This window comes from Sinorhizobium sp. NG07B, from assembly GCF_002532005.1.
In the GTDB taxonomy this organism is placed as follows: Bacteria; Pseudomonadota; Alphaproteobacteria; order Rhizobiales; family Rhizobiaceae; genus Sinorhizobium; species Sinorhizobium fredii_C.
This window is the reverse complement of record NZ_NWTD01000004.1, coordinates 490397-513081: the sequence shown is the minus strand read 5'-3', so window position 1 is coordinate 513081 and position 22685 is coordinate 490397. Positions and strand designations below refer to the sequence as shown.

The window sequence follows — 22685 nt, the reverse complement described above, 5'->3', positions numbered from 1 at the left end:
CATGTTCCCCTTCACTCTCGAGAAGGCGAGGACAGCCGAACAGGCGATTGCCGCCGCCGCGGCGGGCTCCCGCTTTATCGCCGGCGGCACGACCCTCATCGATCTCATGCGCGAGGAGGTGGAGCGCCCCGAACGGCTCATCGATATCAACGCACTTCCCCTGGCGGAAATCCGTGTGGAGAACGACATTCTTGTCATCGGTGCACTCGCTCGCATGGCTGATGTTGCGGCTCACCCGGAGGTGCAAGCCCGGCAGCCGCTCATCGCCGAAAGCCTGATCGAGGGCGCCTCGCCGCAACTCAGGAATATGGCCTCGATCGGCGGCAATTTGCTCCAGCGCGTCCGCTGTCCCTATTTCCGGATGCTCGACGCGCCGTGCAACAAGCGCGATCCGGGTTCGGGCTGCTCGGCAATCGACGGTCTCCATGCCGGCCACGCCATTCTCGGCACGAGCGATCACTGCATTGCAACGCATCCTTCCGACCTCGCGGTCGCTCTTGTCGCTCTCGATGCAACGATGCGGGTCCTTGGTCCGCAGGGGGAGCGCAGTTTTCCGGTGGAGGACCTCTTCCGTCTACCGGGCGACGCGCCGCATCTCGAACACACTTTGCTGCCCGGCGAACTCATCATTGACGTGCAGGTCCCAGCGGGCGCCTATAGCCGTCGCGCGCGCTATCTGAAAGTGCGCGATCGGGCTTCGTACGAATTCGCGCTCGTCTCGGCAGCGGTCGCACTGGACACTGAGAGCGGCCAGATCCGTCAAGCGCGGATTGCCACCGGCGGCGTGGGGACACGGCCGTGGCGCATGCGCGCCGTGGAGGAGGCGCTGGCGGGTAAGCCGCCACAGCGCCAGGCGTTCGAGGCGGCCGCCCAGTTGGCGGTGCGAGAGGGCCGGCCGCTGAGAGACAACCACTATAAGATGGAGCTCTTGCCGCGGACGATCGTCCGGGCACTTGAATTGGCAGGAGAAGTCGCATGACAACGAGCGTCATCGGAAAACCGCTGCCGCGAGTGGACGGACGCGCCAAGGTCACCGGGGATGCGCGCTACGCCGCGGATTTCAATCAGCCGGGCCAGGTCTATGCGGTGATCGTCAGCGCCACTGCCGGCCCTGGCCGCATCGCCGGTGTCGACAGCGCCATGGTGGAGTCCATGCCCGGCGTCATTGCGGTGATCACGCATCGGAACGCACCACGCCTGCCCTATGGCGAGCATAAGAGCTACATCGACCCGGCTGTCGGCGAGCGGCTGCATGTGCTGCAGGACGACCGCGTACGCTTTTACGGTCAACCCGTGGCGATCGTCGTTGCCGACACGCTCGACCGGGCCGAACGGGCAGCCTCATCGTTGAAGCTCGCGTACGAAGCGGAGCGGCCGATCGTCGATCCCGCGGACCCGACAGTGGAAGCGATCGCCCCGGCAGCGGGACACGCGGACACTTCACGCGGCAACGCCGACGCGATGCTGGCCAGCGCACCCGTAAAGGTCGACGAAACCTATGACATCGCACGGGAGAACCACAACCCGATGGAGCCGCATGCGACGATCGCTGCCTGGAGCGGCGATCGTCTGACGCTTTGGAGCAAGAGCCAGTTCGTCGTTAATGAACAGGCGGAGATCGCGGCAATATTCGGCATTCCTCCCGAAAACGTGCAGGTGGTCTGTCCTTTCATCGGCGGCGCCTTCGGCACGAGCCTCAGGACATGGCCGCATGTAACGCTTGCTGCCATGGCCGCGCGGCAGACCGGGCGGGCCATCAAGCTCGTGCTGACGCGCAAGCAGATGTTCTTCACCACCGGTCACCGCCCGCGCACCCTTCAGCGGATCGCAATCGGCGCAAACGCGGACGGCAGGCTGACAAGCCTCATCCATGAAGGCGCTGGCGAAACCAGCCGCTACGAACAGTTCACCGAGGCGCTCACCAGCGCCAGCGGCTACATGTATTCCTGCCGGAACGTGCGTACGCGGTACAGACTGCAGCAGCTCGACATCAGCACGCCAAACCATATGCGTGGACCGGGCGAGGCGAGCGGCATCTTTGCGCTCGAATGTGCGTTGGATGAGTTGTCCTACAGCCTCGGGCTCGATCCCATCGAACTGCGGCGGCGAAACGAACCTGAGATCGACGAGAGCGAGAACAAGCCCTTCTCCAGCCGTTCGCTGATGAAGTGTTACGACCTGGCCGCGGGCCACTTCGGCTGGTCACGCCGAACTCCGGAGCCGCGCTCCATGCGCGACGGCCGCCTCCTGATCGGAATGGGGGTGGCCTCGGCCACCTATCCGGCTTACCACGCGCCGTCCAGCGCACGCGTGCGCCTGCTCCCCGACGGCACTGCCGAAGTCGCCGTCGCGGCGAGCGACATGGGTCCCGGGACCTATACGTCGATGACACAGGTCGCCGCCGAAACGCTCGGCCTGCCGGTGGAACAGGTGCGCTTCAGCCTCGGCCGCTCTGACTATCCGCCTGCTCCCTCCCATGGAGGCTCATGGACCATGGCCTCTGTCGGCTCGGCAATCCGCGCCGCCTGTATCGCGGTGCAGGAGAAGGCTGCACAACAGGCTGTTGCCGACCAGCGCCTGCCGGTCTTCGGAGCGGCGCTCGATGCGATCGAATGGACCGGAGGCCGGCTGCGTCGCCGTGGCGACCCGTCGCCCGGCCAGTCCTATGGAGATGTCGTGTCGAGCCTCGGGACCCCGATCGAGGTGGAGGCGTCTGTGCAGCGTGATCCGGACGTTGCCGAACGCTATTCGATGCATTCCTTCGGAGCCGTGTTTGTCGAGGTCGCCGTCGATCCGGACGTCGGGACAATCCGCGTGCGCCGCGCGGTCGGCGCATACGGTATCGGCCGCGTCGTCAATCCGCGCCTCGCAGCAAGCCAGTGCACCGGCGGCATGATCGGCGGCATCGGCATGGCGCTGATGGAGCGAACCGTCCTCGATCCGCGCGACGGGCGCCCGGTCAACGCCCACATGGCCGACTATCTCGTGCCCGTAAATCTGGATATCCCGAAGCTGGAGGCGCATTTCGTCGAAGAACTCGACCCGCACGTCAATCCGCTCGGCGTCAAAGGGCTTGGCGAGATCGCGCTCGTCGGCATGGCCCCGGCGATTGCCAATGCGGTCTTCCACGCGACCGGCAAGCGCGTGCGCACCCTGCCGATCCGAATAGAGGACGTGCTGACCCCTTAGATCAGACTCCGCCAGTCGACCATCATTCCCCCTTCGGAGCGGGAAACTCGGCAAGCCGGGCCGCATAGCGCGCCATCGTATCGACCTCGAAATTGACGAAATCGCCGGCCTGGCGTTCACCCCAGGTGGTGACCTCGAGCGAATGGCGGATCAACAGCACGTCGAACTCGGCGCCATCGACCCGATTGACCGTCAGCGACGTCCCGTCGAGCGCCACCGACCCTTTTGGCGCGACGAAGCGGGCGAGATGTTCCGGTGCCCGGAGCCGGAAGCGCACCGCATCGCCCTCCGCCTCGACGGCGAGGATTTCCGCCTGGCCGTCCACATGGCCGGAGACGATATGCCCGCCGAGCTCGTCGCCAATCTTCAGCGAGCGCTCGAGATTGATACGCGTCCCCTCCTGCCAGCCGGAAATGGTCGTCAGTCTCAGGGCCTCCTCCCAGGCCTCGACCTCGAACCAGCGCTCGTTGCTGCCGGTCTCCGGCAGTGCCGTCACCGTCAGGCACACGCCGGCATGGGCGATCGAGGCGCCCATGTCGATCGTCTTCGGATCATAATTGGTGGCGACGCGAAGCTTGAGGCCCTCATTGAGCGCCGTGATCTTCGCCACCGTACCGATATCGGTGATTATGCCTGTGAACATGCGGTATCTCTTTCGTAATCGTCGAAAATATCATCGCCGTAACGGGCGCTGCGCTTGAGCGAGAACCCCGCGGGTACGGTCGTCCGATCAAATGGGGATCGAATGCCGCCTTCGCCAATGGCCGACGGACCCGAATAGAGCAGGATGCGATCGACGAGATCCGCATCGAGAAATTGCCGCGCCGCCCGCGCCCCGCCTTCCACCAGAAGCGAGGAAATGCCGCGCGAGGCAAGGGCGGTCAACAGATCGGAGACGGTATCGGCGTTCAGCACCTCCACGCCCGCGGCTTCGAGAGCCGCGCGGCGGATGGCCGTATCACCCCCTCTCCCCGCGAACGGGGCCGGGGTCAGGGGCAATGGAGCAAGTTCGACCTGCCCCTCATCCGCCCTTGGGGCACCTTCTCCGCGCTCGCGGGGAGAAGGAAGGCCGGCGTCACCTGCGACGATGATCAGTGGAACTTGCCGCGCCGAGCGCACGAGCTTGGAGTTCAACGGCAGATCGAGACGGCGATCAAGGACGATCCGCACTGGCGAGCGCTCTTCAAGCCCGGGCAACCGAACCGTGAGTTCCGGATCGTCGGCATTTGCCGTGCCGACCCCGACGAGGATCGCATCGGTCTCGGCTCGTAATACCTGGACCTGGGCGCGCGAGACCGAACCGGTGATCCTGACCTGCCCTTCGCCCTTTCGGCCGATCATGCCGTCGGCAGAAACTGCAAGCTTCAGAGTCACATATGGGCGTTTCATGCGCTGGCGCAGGAGGTAGGCCTCGAGGACGCGCTCGCCTTGCTCATGGAGAACGCCGATGTCGACATCGATGCCGGCGTCGCGCAGCATCACCCCCCCGCGGCCGGCGACCCGCTCGTCGGGATCGACAAGGCAGACGACAACGCGAGCAACGCCCGAGGCAATCAGCGCATCGGCGCAGGGCGGCGTCCTGCCGTGATGCGAACAGGGCTCGAGGGTGACATAGGCGGTCGCCCCCCTCGCCTGCTCGCCGGCATCGGCGAGTGCTTGCGTCTCGGCATGCGGGCGTCCGCCCGCCGCCGTCACGGCCCGCCCGACGATCGTTCCGTCCTTGACGACAAGGCAAGCGACGGAAGGATTTGTGGAGGTCAGACCAAGATTGCGACGGGCGAGGCGCAGCGCCGCCGCCATGAATCTCTCGTCCTCACGCGTCGGCCCGCCCATGCGCTTCTCCGCCAGAGCTACTCGCTCGGATCGCGCGCGATCTTGGCGCTGATCTCGGCAATGACCTTTTCGAAATCCTCGGCGTGGGAGAAATCCCGATAGACGGATGCGTATCGCACGAAGGCGACGTCGTCGAGGCTCTTCAGGGCCTCGAGCACCTGGAGACCGATTTCTTCCGAGGGAATCTCGGTCTCGCCGGAGCTTTCGAGACGGCGGACGATGCCGGATACCGCCCGCTCGATACGATCGCGATCGACCGGGCGCTTGCGCAGCGCGATCTCGAAGGATCGCAACAGCTTGTCCCGGTCGAAAGGCACCTTCCGACCGGTCTTCTTGATGATCATCAGCTCACGCAGCTGCACCCGCTCGAAGGTCGTGAACCGGCCGCCGCAGTCCGGGCAGATGCGGCGGCGGCGAATGGCGTTCCCGTCCTCGGCCGGACGGGAATCCTTCACCTGGCTGTCTTCAGAACCGCAATAGGGGCAGCGCATGCAACCTTCCGATCACATGTAGCCGTACATCGGGAAGCGGTCGGTAAGCTTCACCACCTTTTCGCGGACGGCGGCTTCGACGGCGGCATTGCCCTCGTCGGAGTTTGCGGCCTTGAGGCCGTCAAGCACTTCGACGATCAATTCGCCGATTTCCTTGAATTCCGCCTCCTTGAAGCCGCGCGTCGTGCCGGCCGGCGCGCCGAGGCGAACGCCCGAGGTGACGAAGGGCTTTTCCGGGTCGAAGGGGATGCCGTTCTTGTTGCAGGTGATGTAGCCGCGACCGAGCGCCGCCTCGGCACGCTTGCCCGTGGCATTCTTCTTGCGCAGGTCGACGAGCATCAGGTGGTTATCGGTGCCGCCGGAAACGATGTCGAGGCCATTGGCCTTCAGCGTTTCGGCGAGCGTACGCGCATTCTTGACGATCTGAGCCGCATAGTCCTTGAAGGAAGGCTGCAGCGCCTCGCCGAACGCAACGGCCTTGGCGGCAATCACATGCATCAGCGGACCGCCCTGCAGGCCCGGGAAGACGGCCGAGTTGATCTTCTTGGCGATGTCCTCGTCATTGGTGAGGATCATGCCGCCACGGGGGCCGCGCAGCGACTTGTGCGTCGTGGTCGTCGCGACGTGGCAGTGCGGGAACGGCGAAGGATGCTGGCCGCCGGCGACGAGGCCGGCGATGTGCGCCATGTCGACCATCAGCCAGGCGCCGATTTCGTCGGCGATCTCGCGGAAGCGCTTCCAGTCCCAGATGCGCGAATAGGCGGTGCCGCCGGCGATGATCAGCTTCGGCTTGTGCTGGCGGGCCTTCTCGGCGACGTCGTCCATGTCGAGCAGGTGATCGTCTTCGCGGACGCCATAGGAAACGACATTGAACCACTTGCCCGACATGTTGACGGGCGAACCATGGGTCAGGTGACCGCCGGAGTTGAGGTCGAGGCCCATGAAGGTATCGCCCGGCTGCAGGAGCGCCAGGAACACCGCCTGGTTCATCTGTGAACCGGAATTGGGCTGTACGTTGGCGAAATTGACGCCGAACAGCTTCTTGGCACGATCGATCGCCAATTCCTCGGCGATGTCGACATATTGGCAGCCGCCGTAATAGCGCTTGCCCGGATAGCCCTCGGCATATTTGTTGGTCATGATCGAGCCCTGCGCCTCGAGCACGGCGCGCGACACGATGTTCTCGGAGGCAATCAGCTCAATCTCATGGCGCTGGCGGCCCAGCTCCTTCTCGATCGCACCGAAGATTTCCGGATCGCTATCGGCGAGAGAGCGGGTGAAGAAGGCGTCATTGGTCTGTGGAAGCATGGGCTCGCGGCTCCTCTCAAGGGTGGCTGTTCCTTTAGCTTCCTCGCACGCCGAGAGCAATATCCGCTGTGCGGTTTGCGTCATTTCCACGATCCGCCGCGCCCAAACACCGCTGGCGCCAATCATGCAAAAGGCCGCGCATCCTGGAGATGCGCGGCCTTTGCAATTGAACGCGGGACTTTGCTTATTGCGGCAGGGCGTCGGCGTCGATCGGGCCCGGCGATTGCTCGACTCCGGTCGTCGTCTGGAGGGCGAGCTCCGCCGCGCCGTCGCGCTGGTAGATATCGTCGCGGAACTGGACGACACGGTCCTTTGCCGACCAGGCGGTGATGTAGGTGAAATAGACCGGCACCTCTTCGGCAAGCTTGATCGGCGTGTTGACGCCCGACTTGATGGTCGCCTCGATCTGCTGGCGCGACCAGCCGGGCGTTTCCTTGAGCAGCCAGGTGGAGAGGTCGCGGACATTCTGCACGCGCACGCAGCCCGACGATTCGAAGCGCATCAGCTTGTTGAACAGGCCCTGCTGCGGCGTGTCGTGCATGTAGACCGAATGCTCGTTGTGGAAATTGATCTTGGTCGAGGACATGGCGTTGATCTTGCCCGGGTCCTGACGGAACATCAGGTTCGGCGCCTTCTCCGCATTCCAGTCGACGGTTTCAGGAGACACCTCGTTGCCGCTGCCGTCGAAGAGGCGGATGGCGTTGCGCTCGAGATAGGTCGGGTCCTTGCGCATCAATGGCATGATGTCCTTCTGGACGATCGATCTCGGCGCGGTCCAATAGGGATTGAGGATAACCTCGTAGATCTTCGAATTGAGGATCGGCGATTGTCGGTCGATCTTGCCGACGACCGCAGCATGACGCAGCACGACGCGACCGTTCTCGACCGCCTCGATATAGGCGGCGGGAATGTTGACCATGACATAGCGCCGACCGAGATCGCCCGACATCGACTGAAGTCGCACGAGGTTGGTCTCGAGCTGGGCCAGCCGCGTCGCGGCGTCGACGTTCAGGGCCTTGAACGTATATTCGCCGATCACGCCATCCGCCGGCAGGCCGTGGCGTGCCTGGAAGCGCTTGACCGCGCCGTCGACATAGGAGTCGAAGGAGGAGGAAATCCCGGCGGACTGCGGCAGGTCGCCGGAGATCATCAGGCGCTGACGCAGCTGCTGCACGGAGGGATCGGTGACGCCGAGCTCCAGCTTTACCCCGGTCTGCGGAACCTGGGGCCAACCGCCGGCGGCAACGATCTGCTGATAGTCGAAGATGGCCTGCTGCACATGGCCGATGGTCTGGGGGCCGAAAACCGGCGTGTTGGAGAGGACTGCCGTCGCGGTGCGCGAGGCCTTGGCGTCAAACTGGTCGTCCCAGGAGCCGCGGCGCGGCGAATTGATGAGCTCGCCCAGGGCGTCCTGGGCACTCGCGGAGCCTGCCCATGCGGCGGCACCGATCGTAGCGGCCGAACGCAGAAACGCGCGGCGCGAGAGAGCATCAATTCCGTTCTTTTTCGACATAGTCCCTACCATCTCAAGGCGCTGAAGCGCGCGCTGCCCGAGCCCTAGCACAAACGTGGTTAACAAACGTAAACCCGCGTGCCACCCCGGCCCTCAAATTGCTTTCACGATCGTGCGAGCGAGAGCCATTCCAGCAGGTCGGACGAAAACGAATCGCCGCGATAAACGCCATTGCGCACCTGCCGCATCTTAAGCGTCGCTGTCATAGCAATATGGCCAATTCGTGTCTCGGCACTGCCGGGCGACCTGCGGGCAGGCTTTGCTACGACAATTCGGCCGGGAAAAGTCGGCAAGGATCGGACACGCAGGGATTGCGCCCGACCCTTGAAACTGGAGGTTGTTATGCCTGCAGTTACAGGCGATACATGATGCTGTCGTTCCAGAAGCGATCGAGGCGCTGCAGGAGCTTGTTCATCTGAGTGAACTCATCAGAACCGATGCCGCCGACCTTGTGGATAGAACCGATATGGCGCTCGTAGAGCTTGGCAACGGTTTCGGCAATCTCCTGGCCGTCTTCCGTCAGGCTGATGCGCACCGAGCGGCGGTCGATGCGGGAGCGCTGATGGTTGATGAGGCCAAGATCGACGAGCTTCTTGACGTTGTAGGATACGTTGGAACCGAGATAGTAACCACGCGAACGAAGCTCGCCGGCGGTCAGTTCGGAGTTGCCGATGTTGAACAGCAGCAGCGCCTGGACGGCGTTGACGTCGCTGCGGCCCTGCCGGTCGAACTCGTCCTTGATGACGTCGAGCAGACGGCGATGCAGACGCTCGACGAGGTGAAGGGATTCCATGTAGAGACCACGGATCGTCTCTTCCTGCGGGTCCCGTGGTGCAGCTACCTGCGGCTTCATCTTGGTGTTCATTTTCGTGCCTCACTGTTTCGTTTGGCGGTGTTTCTTTGTCTTCCCGCCTTGAGTGAGACCCTATCGAATACGTATAAAATTCTACTTAAACCGCAGCCTTAACATGTACTTACCATCCGCGGAGCCTGTCTCAGGGTGAATCAACCCTTACCTGCCGCGCCTGGCGCAGGCGCTGCCAGAAGAGCGCCGCACGGAAAAGAATGAAGGTCGCCGCGACCGCCCCGTGGAGCAAGAGGAGCAGCGGACGGGCCCCGAGCATGCCTGGATAGAATTCGAGCATGGCTACCTCGATGGTCGCCGCGAGCACCCAGATAACCGGTCCCCAGGAGACGAGCAACCAAAGCCCGATGGCAGCGACCGGATAAAGGACGGCAAGCGCGGTCGCGGCGGCGCGCCACTCTGGCGCCAGCAAATCGAAACGCCCGGCGCCGCCGTGGGAAAAGCCGATCAGCATCGCCCAGTAGTTCAGCGCAAACCAGAAGCAGGAGGCCGAGACCAGTCGCAGGAACCAGCCGAACAGCACTTCGGTGAGCGATGGCTTCGGCACATGAGCAGAATCGTGAAGCATGGCCGGCAAGATAGGCCGAGTGCCGGCAATCCACCAGCGCAAAGCAGGAGAGTCCGCCCCGAGCGGCTCACTCGCGGGAGGAAATGCCGCAGCCGTCCTCCCGCAACGCCGTTTTCAATCGACCGGGGCGCATGATAAACCGCCTTCGACCAACGCAGTGAAAGAAGAAGGAAGCGGGCGCGATGAACGACAGGACAAATCTTGTGGACAGGATCACTGGACACCGTCGCATGCGCCGCAACCGCAAGGCGGACTGGACGCGCCGCCTAGTGCAGGAGAACCGCTTGACCGTGGACGACCTGATCTGGCCGATCTTCATCGTGCCGGGCAGCGGCATCGTTCAGCCGATCGACGCGATGCCCGGCGTCAACCGCATGAGCGTCGACAAGGCCGTCGAGGCGGTGAAGGAGGCGGCCGATCTCGGAATTCCCGCCGTCGCCACCTTCCCGAACATCGAGATGGCGCTCCGCAACGAAACCGGTTCGAACAGCCTTGCCCCCGACAACCTGATCAACCAGGCGACGCGGGCGATCAGGAGCGCCGTTCCGAATATCGGCGTCATCACCGATGTGGCGCTTGATCCTTTCACCAGCCACGGTCACGACGGCATCCTGCGCGGCGGCGAGATCGTCAATGACGAGACGGTGGAAGCGGTGGCGCGCGCGGCAGTAATGCAGGCGGATGCCGGCTCCGACATCATCGCACCTTCCGAAATGATGGACGGACGGGTCGGCGCCATCCGCGAGGCGCTTGATGCGGCAGGCCACCAGAATGTCGGCATCATGTCCTATGCGACGAAATTCGCCTCCGCCTTCTATGGCCCCTATCGCGAGGCGATCGGCACCGGCGGGCTGCTGAAGGGCGACAAGAAGACCTATTACATCGATCCGGCCAACGGCACCGAAGCGATCCGCGACGCCGCGCTCGACGTCGAGGAAGGCGCCGACATGCTGATGGTGAAGCCCGGTCTGCCCTATCTCGACATCTGCTGGCGGATGAAGGAAGCCTTCGGCTTGCCGGTCTTCGCCTACCAGGTCTCGGGCGAATACGCGCAGATCAAGGCGGCGGCGGCGAATGGATGGATCGACGGCGAGCGCATCATGCTCGAGACGCTGCTTGCCTTCAAGCGCGCCGGCTGCGACGGCATTCTCAGCTATTTCGCCGTCGAAGTGGCAAGGATCCTGGCAAAGCGATGAGCGGCCGGTTCGCACGACAGACGCATTGTTTTGTCGAATACGGTCCCCATATGTGAGCGAAACGATGCGAGGCTGACATGAGCATGCATAACCAGGAACTCCGACTTCCGAGCCAGGACTGGCGCGCTTACCAGGGTGTCCTGTCGCGCCGGGTGTTCGCCTTCATTGTCGACTATCTGATTGTCGCGCTCCTGTGGATCCCGGCTGCGGTCGTCGTCTTCTTTTTGGGCATCCTGACGCTCGGCCTCGGATTCTTCCTCTATCCGGTGCTCTTCGCGCTGGTGGCGATGCTGTATTTCGGGTTGACGGTCGGCGGCCGCGAGCAGGCATCGCTCGGCATGCGGATCATGGGCGTTGCGATCGCCCGGACGGACGGCCGGCCGATGGATTTCCTGACCGCAATCGTACATCTCGCGATCTTTTGGATCGCCAATGCGCTGTTGACGCCGCTCGTCCTGCTGATCGGATTGTTCACGGATCGCGGCCGATTGCTGCACGACCTTCTGATCGGCACCGTCGGCGTCCGCCGAGACATGTATTGACGGTGGCGGGCCGAGAACACCGTTTCAACGTCGAATTGAATTCAGGCAGAGCCGAATCGACGTCCCCAGAAATTGTGGGCACTTGCTCGTTCCTCGCCGAACGCGTGTGTTGACGTTTTTCATTCTTCGGCCATCCTATTGCAGAGTAACCTCGCGAAGAGTGATCCCCGCGCTCGATGAACACGCAGACCACACAGTCTCCGCAATTCTATCTGACCGCGCCGGCAGCCTGTCCCTACCTGCCCAACGAGATGGAACGGAAAGTCTTCACGCACATGGTGGGCGAGCGCGCACCCGAGCTGAATGATCTTCTGACCCAGGGCGGTTTCCGCCGCTCGCAGAACATCGCCTACCGCCCGGCCTGCGAAACCTGTCGCGCCTGCATCTCGGTCCGCATCCTAGCCAACGAGTTCATGCCCACCCGCTCCATGCGCCGGGTGCTCGCCGCCAATCACGACGTGGTCTCGACCGAGTACCCTGCCGAGCCATCGAGCGAGCAATACAACCTCTTCCGCCGCTATCTCGATTGCCGGCACCAGAGGGGCGGCATGTCGGACATGTCGGTGCTCGACTACGCGATGATGGTCGAGGACACCCATGTACACACGAAAATCATCGAATACCGGTTGCGGTCCGAGGGCGACGGCATCAGCGAGAAGGCCAAAGGTCCGCTGATCGCCACGGCGCTCACCGACCGGATGGGCGATGGGCTGTCGATGGTTTATTCCTTCTTCGACCCCGGTCTCGCAAACCGTTCGCTCGGAACCTTCATGATTCTCGACCATATCCGCCGGGCGAAGGAACGCGGCCTTCCGCACGTCTACCTCGGATATTGGGTCAAGGGCTCCCGCAAGATGGGGTATAAAACAAAGTTTTTGCCGCAGGAGCACCTTATGGCCCGCGGTTGGGAGCGCTATGCTGGCGGACAAGACCTCCCCGAAACCGCCACGGATTAAGAATTGACCCCCTCCTCTGACGCCGCGCGGCACCGACGCGGCCTTGCCATCACCGGCCTCGGCGGCCTTGCGCTTTCCTTCGACATCCCGCTGATCCGTTCCGCAGACGGCGAAGTATGGTCGGTTCTCGCCGTGCGCAGCCTGTCGACCTTTGCGGTGGCGATCGCCGCCTGGTTCTTCATCAATCGCATCCTGGGCCGCCACATTGCCTTGATCCCCGGCAAGGCCGGGCTGATCGCCGGCCTTTTCTACGGCATCAATTCCTTCACCTTCCTGCTCGCGGTGTTCAACACATCGACGGCAAACGTCGTCTTCATCCTCGCCTTCACTTCGATGTTCGCGGCAATCCTTTCCTGGATCTTCCTAAAGGAGCGGCCATCCAACGCCACATTGCTGACGATGGCGATCATGCTGCTCGGCGTCGGGGTGATCGTGCAGGACGGACTTGAGAGCGGGCACCTGTTCGGCGACGCCATGGCCGCCTGCTCTGCCTTCCTGTTGGCGAGTGCCATCACCATCAGCCGCGCCGATGGCAGGGACATGGCGCTGGTGCCGCTGACGACGGCGATCTTCCCGGCGCTCGCGGCGCTCACGCTTTTGCCGGCGAGCGGAATCGCGATCGCCGCGCCCGGCTACATTCTCTTCAACGGTCTGGTGATGATTCCCGTCGCCTTCTTCTGCCTGGCGACCGGGCCGCGTTATCTCTCGGCACCGGAAGTCGGGATGTTCTACCTGCTCGAGACGATTCTAGCGCCAATCTGGGTGTGGATCGTCTTTTCCGAGATGCCCACGTTCCAAACGCTCGTCGGCGGCGCCATCCTGATACTCGCTTTGCTCGGCCATTCACTCTGGCAGATGCGCAGCAAGGCGGCAAAGGCTCAGATTCCCTGTGCTGAATTGCCGTTCACCGGGTGACGTCGATCTGCCGTCCGGTCACTGCGGACTGACGGGAGCGGAACCCGTGTCCTCGATCTGCGAGCGCATCGCCCAGAGTTCGCGATTGGTGTTGATCCATTCCGCCGCGACCTCCAAAGGGGTTGGATCGGCGGCGATAAACTCTCCGTTGTCCTGGCGCCGGCGGGTAATCAGCCCCGCCTCCTCCAGAATCACCACATGATTCGACAGCTCGTCCTGTTCGGCGCCGACCGCACTGGCCACGTCCGCAACGGAGCTTTCACCGGCAAACAGGACTTCGAATATGCGGCGGCGTGTGGGATCGGCAAGTGCCAACAAGGTATCGTCAAGGGCCGAGATCATCGCATTCCTCTCTCCGGCGCATCATTGGGCAAATCGCGGCCGATTTAAGGAAACAGCAAAGAGTTGCAGCGGCTGGTGGAAAAGACCTGAAACTGTGGATAACCAAGCTGCCGAACGAACGATCCACTGACCAGGTCCGGCAATCAGCCGCTGAACCGGCCACTCCGCGGGAAGCCCTTCGGCACGACGCGTCCGGCGCCGGCGCGGTCGCCCTGCCACTCCATCAACTCGTCCTTGCTCTTCGTGAAGACACGGCCGGCGCTGTCTTCCCAGGACAGCCCCTCGGCCATGGTGAAGCAGCGGATATCGGAAATGCCGCCGTCCTTGTAGCGCTGCAGGCGCACGCCCTTGCCGCGGGCCATTTCGGGTATCTGCACCAGCGGGAAGACCAGCATCTTGCGGTTGTCGCCGACGACGGCAACGTGATCGCCCTTGACCGGGACGACGAGCTTTGCCTCGTCCGGCATCACGACGTTCATCACCTGCTTGCCTTTGCGGGTATTGGCAACGATGTCGCTTTCGATGACGACGAAGCCGTTGCCGGCGGCGGACGAGACGACAAGCTTGCGGGCCGGATCGTGGACCAGAGCCGTCAGCACGTCCTGGTCGTTTTCCATATCGACCATGATGCGCAGCGGCTCGCCATGGCCGCGGCCGCCCGGCAATTTGTCGCCGCCAAGCGTATAGACCTTGCCGCCGGTGGTGAAGACGAGGATCTTGTCGGTCGTCTGGGCCGGAAACGCCACCTTCAGGGCATCGCCGTCCTTGAACTGCAGCGCAGACGTGTCGGAGATGTGCCCCTTGAGCGCGCGGATCCAGCCCTTTTCCGAGATGACCACGGTGATCGGTTCCTTCTCGATCATCGCCTGCTGGATAGCTTCCACGTCCGCGTCGGGCGCGTCCGCGAAAGTGCTGCGGCGCTTGCCGAGCTCGGTCGCCTTGGCGAACTTCTTCTTCACCTCGCCGATCTCCCAGGCGACCGCCTGCCACTGCTTGTCATCGGAAGCGAGCAGCCCCTCGATTTCCCCCTTCTCCTTCGACAGCGCGTCGAATTCGGTGCGGATCTCGAACTCCTCGAGCTTGCGCAGCGAGCGCAGACGCATGTTGAGGATTGCTTCGGCCTGGACATCGGTCAGCGAGAAACGCTCGATCATCACCGCCTTCGGTTCATCCTCCTCGCGGATGATCCGGATCACCTCGTCGATGTTGAGATAGGCGACGAGATAGCCGCCGAGGATCTCGAGCCGCCGGTCGATCGCGGCAAGCCGATGGCGGGAACGCCGCTGCAACACCTCGCGGCGATGTGCCAGCCATTCGCTCAGCACCTCGTTCACCGCCATGACGCGCGGAACGCGGCCCATCGACAGCACGTTCATGTTGAGCGGAATGCGGCTTTCGAGCTCGGTCAGCTTGAACAGCGATTCCATCAGGATATTGGCATCGACGGAGCGGCTCTTCGGCACGAGCACGACGCGGACGTCCTCCGCCGATTCGTCGCGGATGTCTTCGAGCAGCGGCAATTTGCGGGCGATCAGGAGCTCGGCGATCTTTTCGATCAGCCGCGACTTCTGGACCTGATAGGGAATTTCCGTAACGACGATCTGATACCCGCCGCGCCCCAGGTCCTCGACACTCCAGCGGGCGCGGACGCGGAAGCCGCCGCGGCCGGTGCGGTAGGATTCGAGCATGCTGGCGCGGCTTTCGACGATGATGCCGCCGGTCGGAAAATCCGGCCCCTCGATGCCGCCGCGCTGCGGATTGGCCGGATCGAAGAGCAGTTCCTCCACCGTCGCCTTCGGATGACGGATCAGATAGAGGGCCGCATCGCAAAGCTCATGCGCATTGTGCGGCGGAATGGATGTCGCCATGCCGACCGCGATGCCCGATGCGCCGTTGGCGAGAAGGTTCGGAAAGGCGCCGGGAAGGACGACCGGCTCCTGATCCTCCTCATTGTAGGTCGGGCGGAAATCGACCGCATCCTGGTCGATGCCCTCGAGCAGCAGGGCCGCGACGTCGGTCATCTTCGCTTCGGTGTAACGATAGGCTGCGGCGTTGTCGCCGTCGATATTGCCGAAGTTGCCCTGCCCGTCGACGACCGGATAGCGCTGCGAGAAGTCCTGGGCGAGCCTGACCAGCGCATCATAGACCGACTGGTCGCCGTGCGGGTGGAACTTGCCGATGACGTCGCCGACGATACGGGCGCATTTCTTGAACGAGGAATTGGGTCGCAAGCCCATCTCGCTCATCGCGTGGATGATACGGCGATGGACCGGCTTCAATCCGTCGCGGACATCCGGCAGCGCGCGATGCATGATGGTCGACAGTGCGTAGGCGAGATAGCGCTCCTCGAGCGCCGCCTTGAGGTCAACCGGCTGAATGTTGTCGTTCCCGCCAGACGGCGGCAAAAGGCTTTGTCCCATGCCTCCTTGCTACCGCAACCGGCCCGCCGCGGCAAGAATCGGGGCCCACCACGCTGTGGAGAACGCGCCTCAGGCACTTGCCTAAACCTCGAGTTGCAACCATGGATTTCCGCAGGTAATTTTCCGGAAAGCATGATCCGCGGGGAACATCCGCCATGCGACTCGGCGATATAAATTCGCCCGGTTTCGTATTAGGGTCGCACGGCAATTCGGTGGGTTGAGGATGGGGATCGATGCAAGAGCTCGTGCGCGGGGAGGCAGCGTCGCAGTTCCGTCTGCCGCGCAGCGCTTCCGATGAGCTCCGCGACGACCGCCAGAAATCACCGCAGCAGGCCTTGCAAACAACCAGCAGTCCAACATTTCTCACAAGGAACAACGCAATGATGCATACGTGCAAGATCCGCCTGATGATGGCCAGCGCCGCCCTCCTCACGCTTGCCGGCCCGGCCTTCGCCCTGGACGGCGCGGACATGATGAAGAAACTGAGTGCCGCGCTCGAGGTGAACGGTACCTCGCTCGCCTTCGACAAGGCCGAGGCGGACGGTGACGTCGTAACGGCAAGCGGCGTCAAGCTTCAGGTCGTGGCACAGCCAGGCGAAACGGTCGACATAGGCGATGTGACGTTCGAAGGCGTCGAGGAGACCGATGACGGAGGCTACTACGCCGAAACGGTTTCCTTCGCGGATGTCAATGTGAGCGAAAAGGAGGACAGCGCCTCCGTCAAGAATATCGCGATCGGCGGCCTCTCCATTCCCGGTAATGCATCCGGCGGCACGATCGACGACATTCTGCTCTATGAGTCGTTTGGCACTGGGCCGGTAGAGGTCAAGGTCAAGGGCAAGGACGTCTTCAAGATCGCCAGCATCGAGAGCAATCTCAGCCGGCAGGAAAACGATGCGGGCTTCGACTTCGACGCGACGATGGCCGGGCTATACGCTAATCTCTCCGAGGTCGAAGACGCCAAGGCGAAGGAAGCAATCGAGAAGCTCGGACTGAAGCAGATTGATGGCCAGGTGACGATGAAGGGAAGCTGGGAGCTGGAGAGCGGCAATCTCGCCGTCGATGAGTATGCCCTCGACTTCAAGAATGTCGGCCGGCTGAACATCGCCATGGATTTCTCAGGCTACACGCTCCAGTTCCTGAAGTCGCTGCAGGAGGCGAACAAGGCCGCGCAAGCGAATCCGAACAAGGAAGAGGCCAACCAGGCAATGGGCCTTGCCATGCTCGGCCTCATGCAGCAACTGACGTTCAACAGCGCCTCGATCCGCTTCGACGACGCCTCGATCACCAAGAAGGCCCTCGACTATGCCGGCAGCCAGCAGGGCGTCACCGGCGAACAGATGGCGCAGTCGCTGAAGGGCCTTGTGCCGATCATGATGGCGCAGTTGAACCTGCCGGAGTTGCAGAACCAGGTGTCGGCCGCGGTCAACGCCTATCTCGACGCGCCGAAGAGCCTGACGATCAGCGCCGAACCGGAAAAGCCCGTGCCGTTCCCGATGATCATGGGTGCCGCGATGGGCGCGCCGAACACCATTCCCTCGGTTCTCGGCGTCAAGGTGACGGCGAACGACTGACGCTTCCCGAAGCGCCACAAGCCGACGCAATGCGTACGGCTTTCGAATTCGAGCCCGGCGGAGCCCGCCGGGCTTTTTTTTGCCGCCGCGATCGATGTTATCATGCGACGCTTGATGCTCGCATGCGCCGGCCTATCTATTTCGACAGCCGGCAGTTTGTGCATTCCCGACCGTAGAAAACCGGAAGGAGGACGCAATGGGACTGAAGCATTCGGATATCACCACCATACTCGGTCCGGTCGACGAGACCCTGATGGCCGAACTTCTGGCGACGGGCGCGACCGCGAGCGAGCTTGCCGAAGCGATCGCCTGGGTCAACAACGACGAGGCGCTGATCGGAGAGGGCCGGCATCTTCCGGCCGGCCGGGTTGCCGCCCTGATCGACATTCTGACACCCGAGGTCGACGAGGAGTGACGGCCGAAGCTTTCGCCCGCAGGTGCCGGCGTCAGGTCCGGCCGCGGACGGCCGGACGAGTGAGTATCTGACTTATCGTGTTGAGGGAGGGATACATGGCTGCCAAAGATGTCAAGTTCAACACCGATGCGCGCGACCGGATGCTGCGCGGCGTCGACATAATGGCCAACGCGGTTCGGGTCACCCTTGGCCCCAAGGGGCGGAACGTCGTCATCGACAAGGCTTTCGGCGCACCGCGGATCACCAAGGACGGGGTCTCCGTCGCCAAGGAGATCGAGCTGGAGGACAAGTTCGAGAATATGGGCGCGCAGATGCTCCGCGAGGTCGCCTCGAGGACCAGTGAAATCGCCGGCGACGGCACGACGACCGCGACGGTGCTGGCGCAGGCCATCGTCCGGGAGGGCGCGAAGGCCGTCGCCTCCGGCATGAACCCGATGGACCTGAAGCGTGGCATCGATCTCGCCGTCGATACGCTCGTCACGGAACTGAAGGGCAAGGCAAGGCAGGTTTCCAAGAACGAGGAGATCGCCCAGGTGGCAACGATCTCGGCCAATGGAGACGCGGAGATTGGGCGCTACCTTGCCGAGGCGATGGAGAAGGTCGGCAATGAGGGCGTCATCACCGTCGAGGAGGCCAAGACCGCCGAGATCGAACTCGAGGTCGTCGAAGGCATGCAGTTCGATCGCGGCTACCTATCGCCCTATTTCATCACCAACCAGGACAAGATGCGGGCGGAGCTGGAGGATGTCTACATTCTCATCCACGAGAAGAAGCTCTCCAACCTGCAGGCGATGATCCCGATTCTCGAAGCGGTGATCCAGGCCGGCAAGCCGCTGCTGATCATCGCCGAAGACGTCGAGGGCGAAGCCCTTGCGACGCTCGTCGTCAACAAGCTGCGCGGCGGGCTGAAGATCGCCGCCGTCAAGGCGCCCGGCTTCGGGGACCGCCGCAAGGCGATGCTGGAGGATATCGCCATCCTGACCGGCGGCACGGTGGTTTCGGAGGACCTCGGGATCAAGCTCGAAAACGTGACGATGGAGGCTTTGGGGCGCGCAAAGCGCGTCATGGTGGAGAAGGACGCGACCACCATCGTCGGCGGTGCCGGCGCCAAGGAGGATATCAGCGGCCGCGTCGCCCAGATCAAGGTGCAGATCGACGAAACCACATCGGACTATGACCGCGAGAAGCTGCAGGAGCGGCTTGCCAAGCTCGCCGGCGGCGTCGCGGTGATTCGCGTCGGCGGCTCGACGGAAATCGAGGTCAAGGAGAAGAAGGACCGCGTCGACGACGCGTTGCATGCGACGCGTGCCGCGGTGGAGGAAGGCATCCTGCCGGGTGGCGGCGTCGCATTGCTGCGCGTCGTCAAGGCGCTCGAAAACGTGGCGACGGCCAATGACGACCAGCGTGTCGGCGTGGAAATCGTCCGCCGCGCCGTCGAGGCGCCCGTGCGCCAGATCGCCGAGAATGCCGGCGCCGAGGGCTCGATCATCGTCGGTCAGCTCCGGGCGAAGACCGACTTCGCCTATGGCTGGAATGCCCAGACGGGAGAATTCGGCGACCTCTTCGGTATGGGCGTCATCGATCCGGCAAAGGTCGTGCGCGCCGCGCTGCAGGACGCAGCCTCCGTCGCCGGTCTTCTGGTGACGACGGAAGCGATGATCGCGGAGAAGCCGAAGAAGGAAAGCCAGGCGCCGATGCCGCCGGCACCCGGAATGGATTTCTAGTTACCGGCTTAACAGCGCCGGCGCAGCCGTCGTCGCAAGGCGCCGGCCGCGCGCCGGCGCCGTCCCACGGGCCCGCCTCCGTTCAGCCTGCACGGGCCGCCGCCTGCCCTGCCTTTGCCCTCCAAGAAACTTGCGATGGTAAGTGTCCCCGCGACATCTTGCTGGCGGTTGATTAGATCAGATTTTTTGATATGCATTGTCCAATTGCATTTCACTCCCGCCGACCGGAGCCCCATGAGCCGTAATTTTCTTGTCGTCGACCCCGAGGAAGGCATGCCCGTACTGAAAGGGCTCGCGTCGCCGGCAAGGGTCTCGGTGCTCAAGCTGCTGCACGAAAAGGGACCGCTGAACGTCAACGAAATTGCGGATGTTCTTGATCTGCCGCAGTCGAGCGTCTCGACCAACGTGCAGATATTGGAAGAGGCGGGACTTATCCGCACGGAGACACAGAGGGCGCGCAAGGGAAACCAGAAGGTCTGCCGCAGCGTCTATGACGAGATTCTCGTCGTCTTCAAGAATGAAATCAAGGAAACTGAACCGGACGCGATCGAAGTGTCGATGCCGCTGGGGCTCTATACGAGCTTCGAAGTGACTGCCCCCTGCGGCCTCTGCTCGGTTGACGGCATCGTCGGACTGCTCGATGTGCCCGACACGTTCCTCGATCCCGACCGGATGAAGGCAGCACTAATCTGGTTCACCCGCGGCTATGTGGAGTATCAGTTTCCGAACAATGCGCGCCTGGCGAACACCGGCATTCGCGAGGTCGAATTCGTCATGGAACTGAGCTCCGAGGTGCCGGGGACCAGCGCCGACTGGCCGTCCGATATCACCCTCACGATCAATGGGGTGGATATCGGAACCTGGACTTCCCCGGGTGATTTCGGCGACAAACGCGGCGTTTTCACCCCGGACTGGTGGAAGCTCAAAGGCTCGCAATACGGCAAACTCAAGAGTTTTCGGATCAATGACGATGGCTCCTTCGTCGACGGCCTGCGGATCTCCAACGTGAAGCTCGCCGAGCTGAAGCTCGAGCAACATCATTCGATCCGGCTTCGCGTCGGCGTCCGGGACGATGCCCGCCATCCCGGCGGCATCAACATCTTCGGCCGAGGCTTCGGCAACTACGATCAGGACATCGTGTTGCGCCTGAAGACGCGCTGAGCCCGCCCTGCCTACAGAATCCCACTACTTGACCTCCGGCCTCGCTTCCGTTTTACTCATCCCAATTTCTGATATAAATCATAAATCAGGATTTAACGGAGGAAGCCATGAAGGCCGCGGTAACGGTGCACAGCAAGTTCACGATCTCGGACATCGATCCGCGTCTCTACGGGTCCTTCATCGAGCACCTCGGCCGCGCCGTCTATACCGGCATCTATGAACCCGATCATCCGACTGCCGACGAAAACGGCATGCGCCGGGACGTGATCGAACTCGTCAGGGAACTCAATGTGCCGATCGTGCGCTATCCGGGCGGCAACTTCGTTTCCGCCTATAACTGGGAAGATGGCATCGGCCCGAAGGAGAGCCGCCCGACTCGCCTCGATCTCGCCTGGCACACCTCGGAAAGCAACCAGGTCGGCATCCATGAATTCGCCGAATGGTGCGCGGCCGCCGATACTCAGATGATGCTCGCCGTCAATCTTGGCTCGCGCGGCCTCGACGAGGCCCGCAACTTCCTCGAATACGTCAACCACCCGGGCGGCAGCGAATGGAGCGACAAGCGCCGCGCCAATGGCCGCGAAGAGCCCTGGGATGTCAAGCTCTGGTGCCTCGGCAACGAGATGGACGGCCCCTGGCAGATCGGCCACAAGACGGCCGACGAATATGGCAGGCTGGCGCACGAGACCGCCAAAGCGATGCGCGCCTTCGACAACTCGCTCGAGCTCGTCGTCTGCGGCTCCTCCAACGCGCATATGCCCACCTACCCCGAATGGGAGGCGACCGTCCTCGACCACACCTATAACGAGATCGATTTCATATCGTTGCACATGTATTTCGAGAACCGCGCCAAGAACACCGCCAATTATCTCGCGCGCAGCATCGAGCTCGACAACTATATCGGCACGGTGGCCGGCGTGATCTCCTACATCAAAGCGAAGAAGCGCTCGACCAAGGAGGTCTACATTTCCTTCGACGAGTGGAACGTCTGGTACCACTCCAAGGAGCGCGACAAGGCGACCCTTGCGGGCGCCCATGGCTGGCCGCATGCGCCGGCGCTGCTGGAGGACGACTATAATTTCGAGGACGTGCTCCAGGTCGGCTGCATCCTCAATACCTTCATCAACCGCGCCGACGTGGTGAAGATCGCCTGCATGGCGCAGCTCGTCAACGTCATCGCCCCGATCATGACGGTGCCGGGCGGCCCTGCCTGGCGCCAGACGATCTTTTATCCCTATTATTTCGCTTCGATCTATGGCCGCGGAACGGCGCTCAAGCTGCTGGTCGACAGCCCCGCCTACAGCGTCGATGGCCTTGGCGAGGTGCCTTATCTCGATATTTCCGCCGTGCACGATGCACACAGAAACGCCGTGACGTTCTTCATCGTCAACCGGAATGGCAGCGAAGCGATCGACCTCGACGTCAGCCTCCTCGAGTTCGGGACAATGAAGATCATCGACGACCAAGTGCTCGCCCATTCCGACATCAACATCACCAACACCGCCGAGCAGCCCGCCAATGTGGGGCCGAAAAAAGGAGAAGGCGCCGCCTTTGCCGATGGAAAGCTCTGGGCGAGGATTGCGCCGCTGTCGTACCGGATGATCCGGCTGAAATCGTAAGCAGACTAAATCACATTTTTCGATACATATCGAAAATATATTGACAGAAGAATT

The 22685-nt window shown here is 62.7% G+C and carries 20 protein-coding genes; 11 read left to right on the top strand and 9 right to left on the bottom strand.

All coding sequences use genetic code 11. The annotated features are described in order from the left end of the window. The first annotated feature begins 1 nt into the window (after nt 1). Nucleotides 2–979, top strand: a complete 978-nt coding sequence (locus CO664_RS17130; RefSeq protein ID WP_097539423.1) for a xanthine dehydrogenase family protein subunit M — start codon at nt 2–4, stop codon at nt 977–979. Further along, nucleotides 976–3189 (top strand): xanthine dehydrogenase family protein molybdopterin-binding subunit, encoded by a 2214-nt coding sequence (locus CO664_RS17125; protein WP_097539422.1) that lies wholly within the window; start codon nt 976–978, stop codon nt 3187–3189. Before CO664_RS17130 ends, CO664_RS17125 begins: the two co-directional genes overlap by 4 nt. 22 nt (nt 3190–3211) lie before the next feature. Here the strand turns inward: CO664_RS17125 and CO664_RS17120 are convergent, their stop codons facing one another. The 7 genes from CO664_RS17120 to CO664_RS17090 form a co-directional block, all read right to left on the bottom strand. Further along, nucleotides 3212–3832 (bottom strand): riboflavin synthase, encoded by a 621-nt coding sequence (locus CO664_RS17120; RefSeq protein ID WP_097539421.1) that lies wholly within the window; start codon nt 3830–3832, stop codon nt 3212–3214. Next, nucleotides 3817–5022 (bottom strand): bifunctional diaminohydroxyphosphoribosylaminopyrimidine deaminase/5-amino-6-(5-phosphoribosylamino)uracil reductase RibD, encoded by a 1206-nt coding sequence (gene ribD / locus CO664_RS17115; RefSeq protein ID WP_097539420.1) that lies wholly within the window; start codon nt 5020–5022, stop codon nt 3817–3819. Before ribD ends, CO664_RS17120 begins: the two co-directional genes overlap by 16 nt. A 17-nt stretch (nt 5023–5039) precedes the next feature. After that, a complete protein-coding gene (nrdR, locus tag CO664_RS17110; protein WP_026612571.1) occupies nt 5040–5513 on the bottom strand; it encodes a transcriptional regulator NrdR in 474 nt (157 codons plus the stop codon). Between the two features lie 12 nt (nt 5514–5525). Beyond that, the gene (glyA, locus tag CO664_RS17105) at nt 5526–6821 is read right to left on the bottom strand and encodes a serine hydroxymethyltransferase (protein WP_097539419.1); all 1296 of its coding nucleotides are present in this window, start codon (nt 6819–6821) and stop codon (nt 5526–5528) included. Nucleotides 6822–7005: 184 nt separating this feature from the next. Beyond that, a complete protein-coding gene (locus CO664_RS17100; RefSeq protein WP_037413991.1) occupies nt 7006–8334 on the bottom strand; it encodes a murein L,D-transpeptidase in 1329 nt (442 codons plus the stop codon). A 352-nt stretch (nt 8335–8686) separates the two neighbouring features. Further along, nucleotides 8687–9199 carry a MarR family winged helix-turn-helix transcriptional regulator gene (locus CO664_RS17095; RefSeq protein WP_097526468.1) on the bottom strand — a complete coding sequence of 171 codons (513 nt, stop codon included), beginning with the start codon at nt 9197–9199 and terminating at the stop codon, nt 8687–8689. 130 nt (nt 9200–9329) lie between these two features. Then, complete coding sequence (locus tag CO664_RS17090; protein ID WP_097539418.1) at nt 9330–9767, bottom strand: DUF6163 family protein; 438 nt, start codon at nt 9765–9767, stop codon at nt 9330–9332. A gap of 182 nt (nt 9768–9949) precedes the next feature. On the opposite strand from CO664_RS17090, the gene hemB reads away from it, so the two are divergent. The 4 genes from hemB to CO664_RS17070 all read left to right on the top strand — a co-directional run bounded on the left by hemB (nt 9950) and on the right by CO664_RS17070 (nt 13376). Further along, a complete protein-coding gene (hemB, locus tag CO664_RS17085) occupies nt 9950–10963 on the top strand; it encodes a porphobilinogen synthase (RefSeq protein WP_097539417.1) in 1014 nt (337 codons plus the stop codon). 77 nt (nt 10964–11040) lie between these two features. Then, nucleotides 11041–11505: an RDD family protein gene (locus tag CO664_RS17080; RefSeq protein WP_037413959.1), complete on the top strand. Its 465-nt coding sequence runs from the start codon at nt 11041–11043 to the stop codon at nt 11503–11505. A 176-nt stretch (nt 11506–11681) separates the two neighbouring features. Then, entirely contained in the window at nt 11682–12461 is a 780-nt protein-coding gene (locus CO664_RS17075) for an arginyltransferase (protein WP_037413957.1), read from the top strand. Nucleotides 12462–12464: 3 nt separating this feature from the next. After that, a complete protein-coding gene (locus CO664_RS17070) occupies nt 12465–13376 on the top strand; it encodes a DMT family transporter (RefSeq protein ID WP_097539416.1) in 912 nt (303 codons plus the stop codon). Between the two features lie 18 nt (nt 13377–13394). Here CO664_RS17070 and CO664_RS17065 read toward each other — a convergent pair whose 3' ends face one another. Continuing rightward, entirely contained in the window at nt 13395–13718 is a 324-nt protein-coding gene (locus CO664_RS17065; RefSeq protein WP_097526472.1) for a metalloregulator ArsR/SmtB family transcription factor, read from the bottom strand. A gap of 143 nt (nt 13719–13861) precedes the next feature. Beyond that, nucleotides 13862–16138, bottom strand: coding sequence for a DNA topoisomerase IV subunit A (gene parC / locus CO664_RS17060; protein ID WP_097539415.1), 2277 nt, complete (start codon nt 16136–16138; stop codon nt 13862–13864). Nucleotides 16139–16518: 380 nt separating this feature from the next. Here parC and CO664_RS17055 point away from each other — a divergent pair, with 380 nt between their 5' ends. The 5 genes from CO664_RS17055 to CO664_RS17035 all read left to right on the top strand — a co-directional run bounded on the left by CO664_RS17055 (nt 16519) and on the right by CO664_RS17035 (nt 22631). Continuing rightward, nucleotides 16519–17712 carry a hypothetical protein gene (locus CO664_RS17055; RefSeq protein WP_097539491.1) on the top strand — a complete coding sequence of 398 codons (1194 nt, stop codon included), beginning with the start codon at nt 16519–16521 and terminating at the stop codon, nt 17710–17712. A 196-nt stretch (nt 17713–17908) separates the two neighbouring features. Next, nucleotides 17909–18127 carry a hypothetical protein gene (locus tag CO664_RS17050; RefSeq protein ID WP_097539414.1) on the top strand — a complete coding sequence of 73 codons (219 nt, stop codon included), beginning with the start codon at nt 17909–17911 and terminating at the stop codon, nt 18125–18127. 95 nt (nt 18128–18222) lie between these two features. Continuing rightward, nucleotides 18223–19851 carry a chaperonin GroEL gene (gene groL, locus CO664_RS17045; protein ID WP_097539413.1) on the top strand — a complete coding sequence of 543 codons (1629 nt, stop codon included), beginning with the start codon at nt 18223–18225 and terminating at the stop codon, nt 19849–19851. 234 nt (nt 19852–20085) lie between these two features. Then, nucleotides 20086–21012 (top strand): helix-turn-helix domain-containing protein, encoded by a 927-nt coding sequence (locus tag CO664_RS17040; protein WP_037413942.1) that lies wholly within the window; start codon nt 20086–20088, stop codon nt 21010–21012. 107 nt (nt 21013–21119) lie between these two features. Further along, the gene (locus tag CO664_RS17035; RefSeq protein WP_097539412.1) at nt 21120–22631 is read left to right on the top strand and encodes an alpha-N-arabinofuranosidase; all 1512 of its coding nucleotides are present in this window, start codon (nt 21120–21122) and stop codon (nt 22629–22631) included. Nucleotides 22632–22685 lie beyond the last annotated feature (54 nt).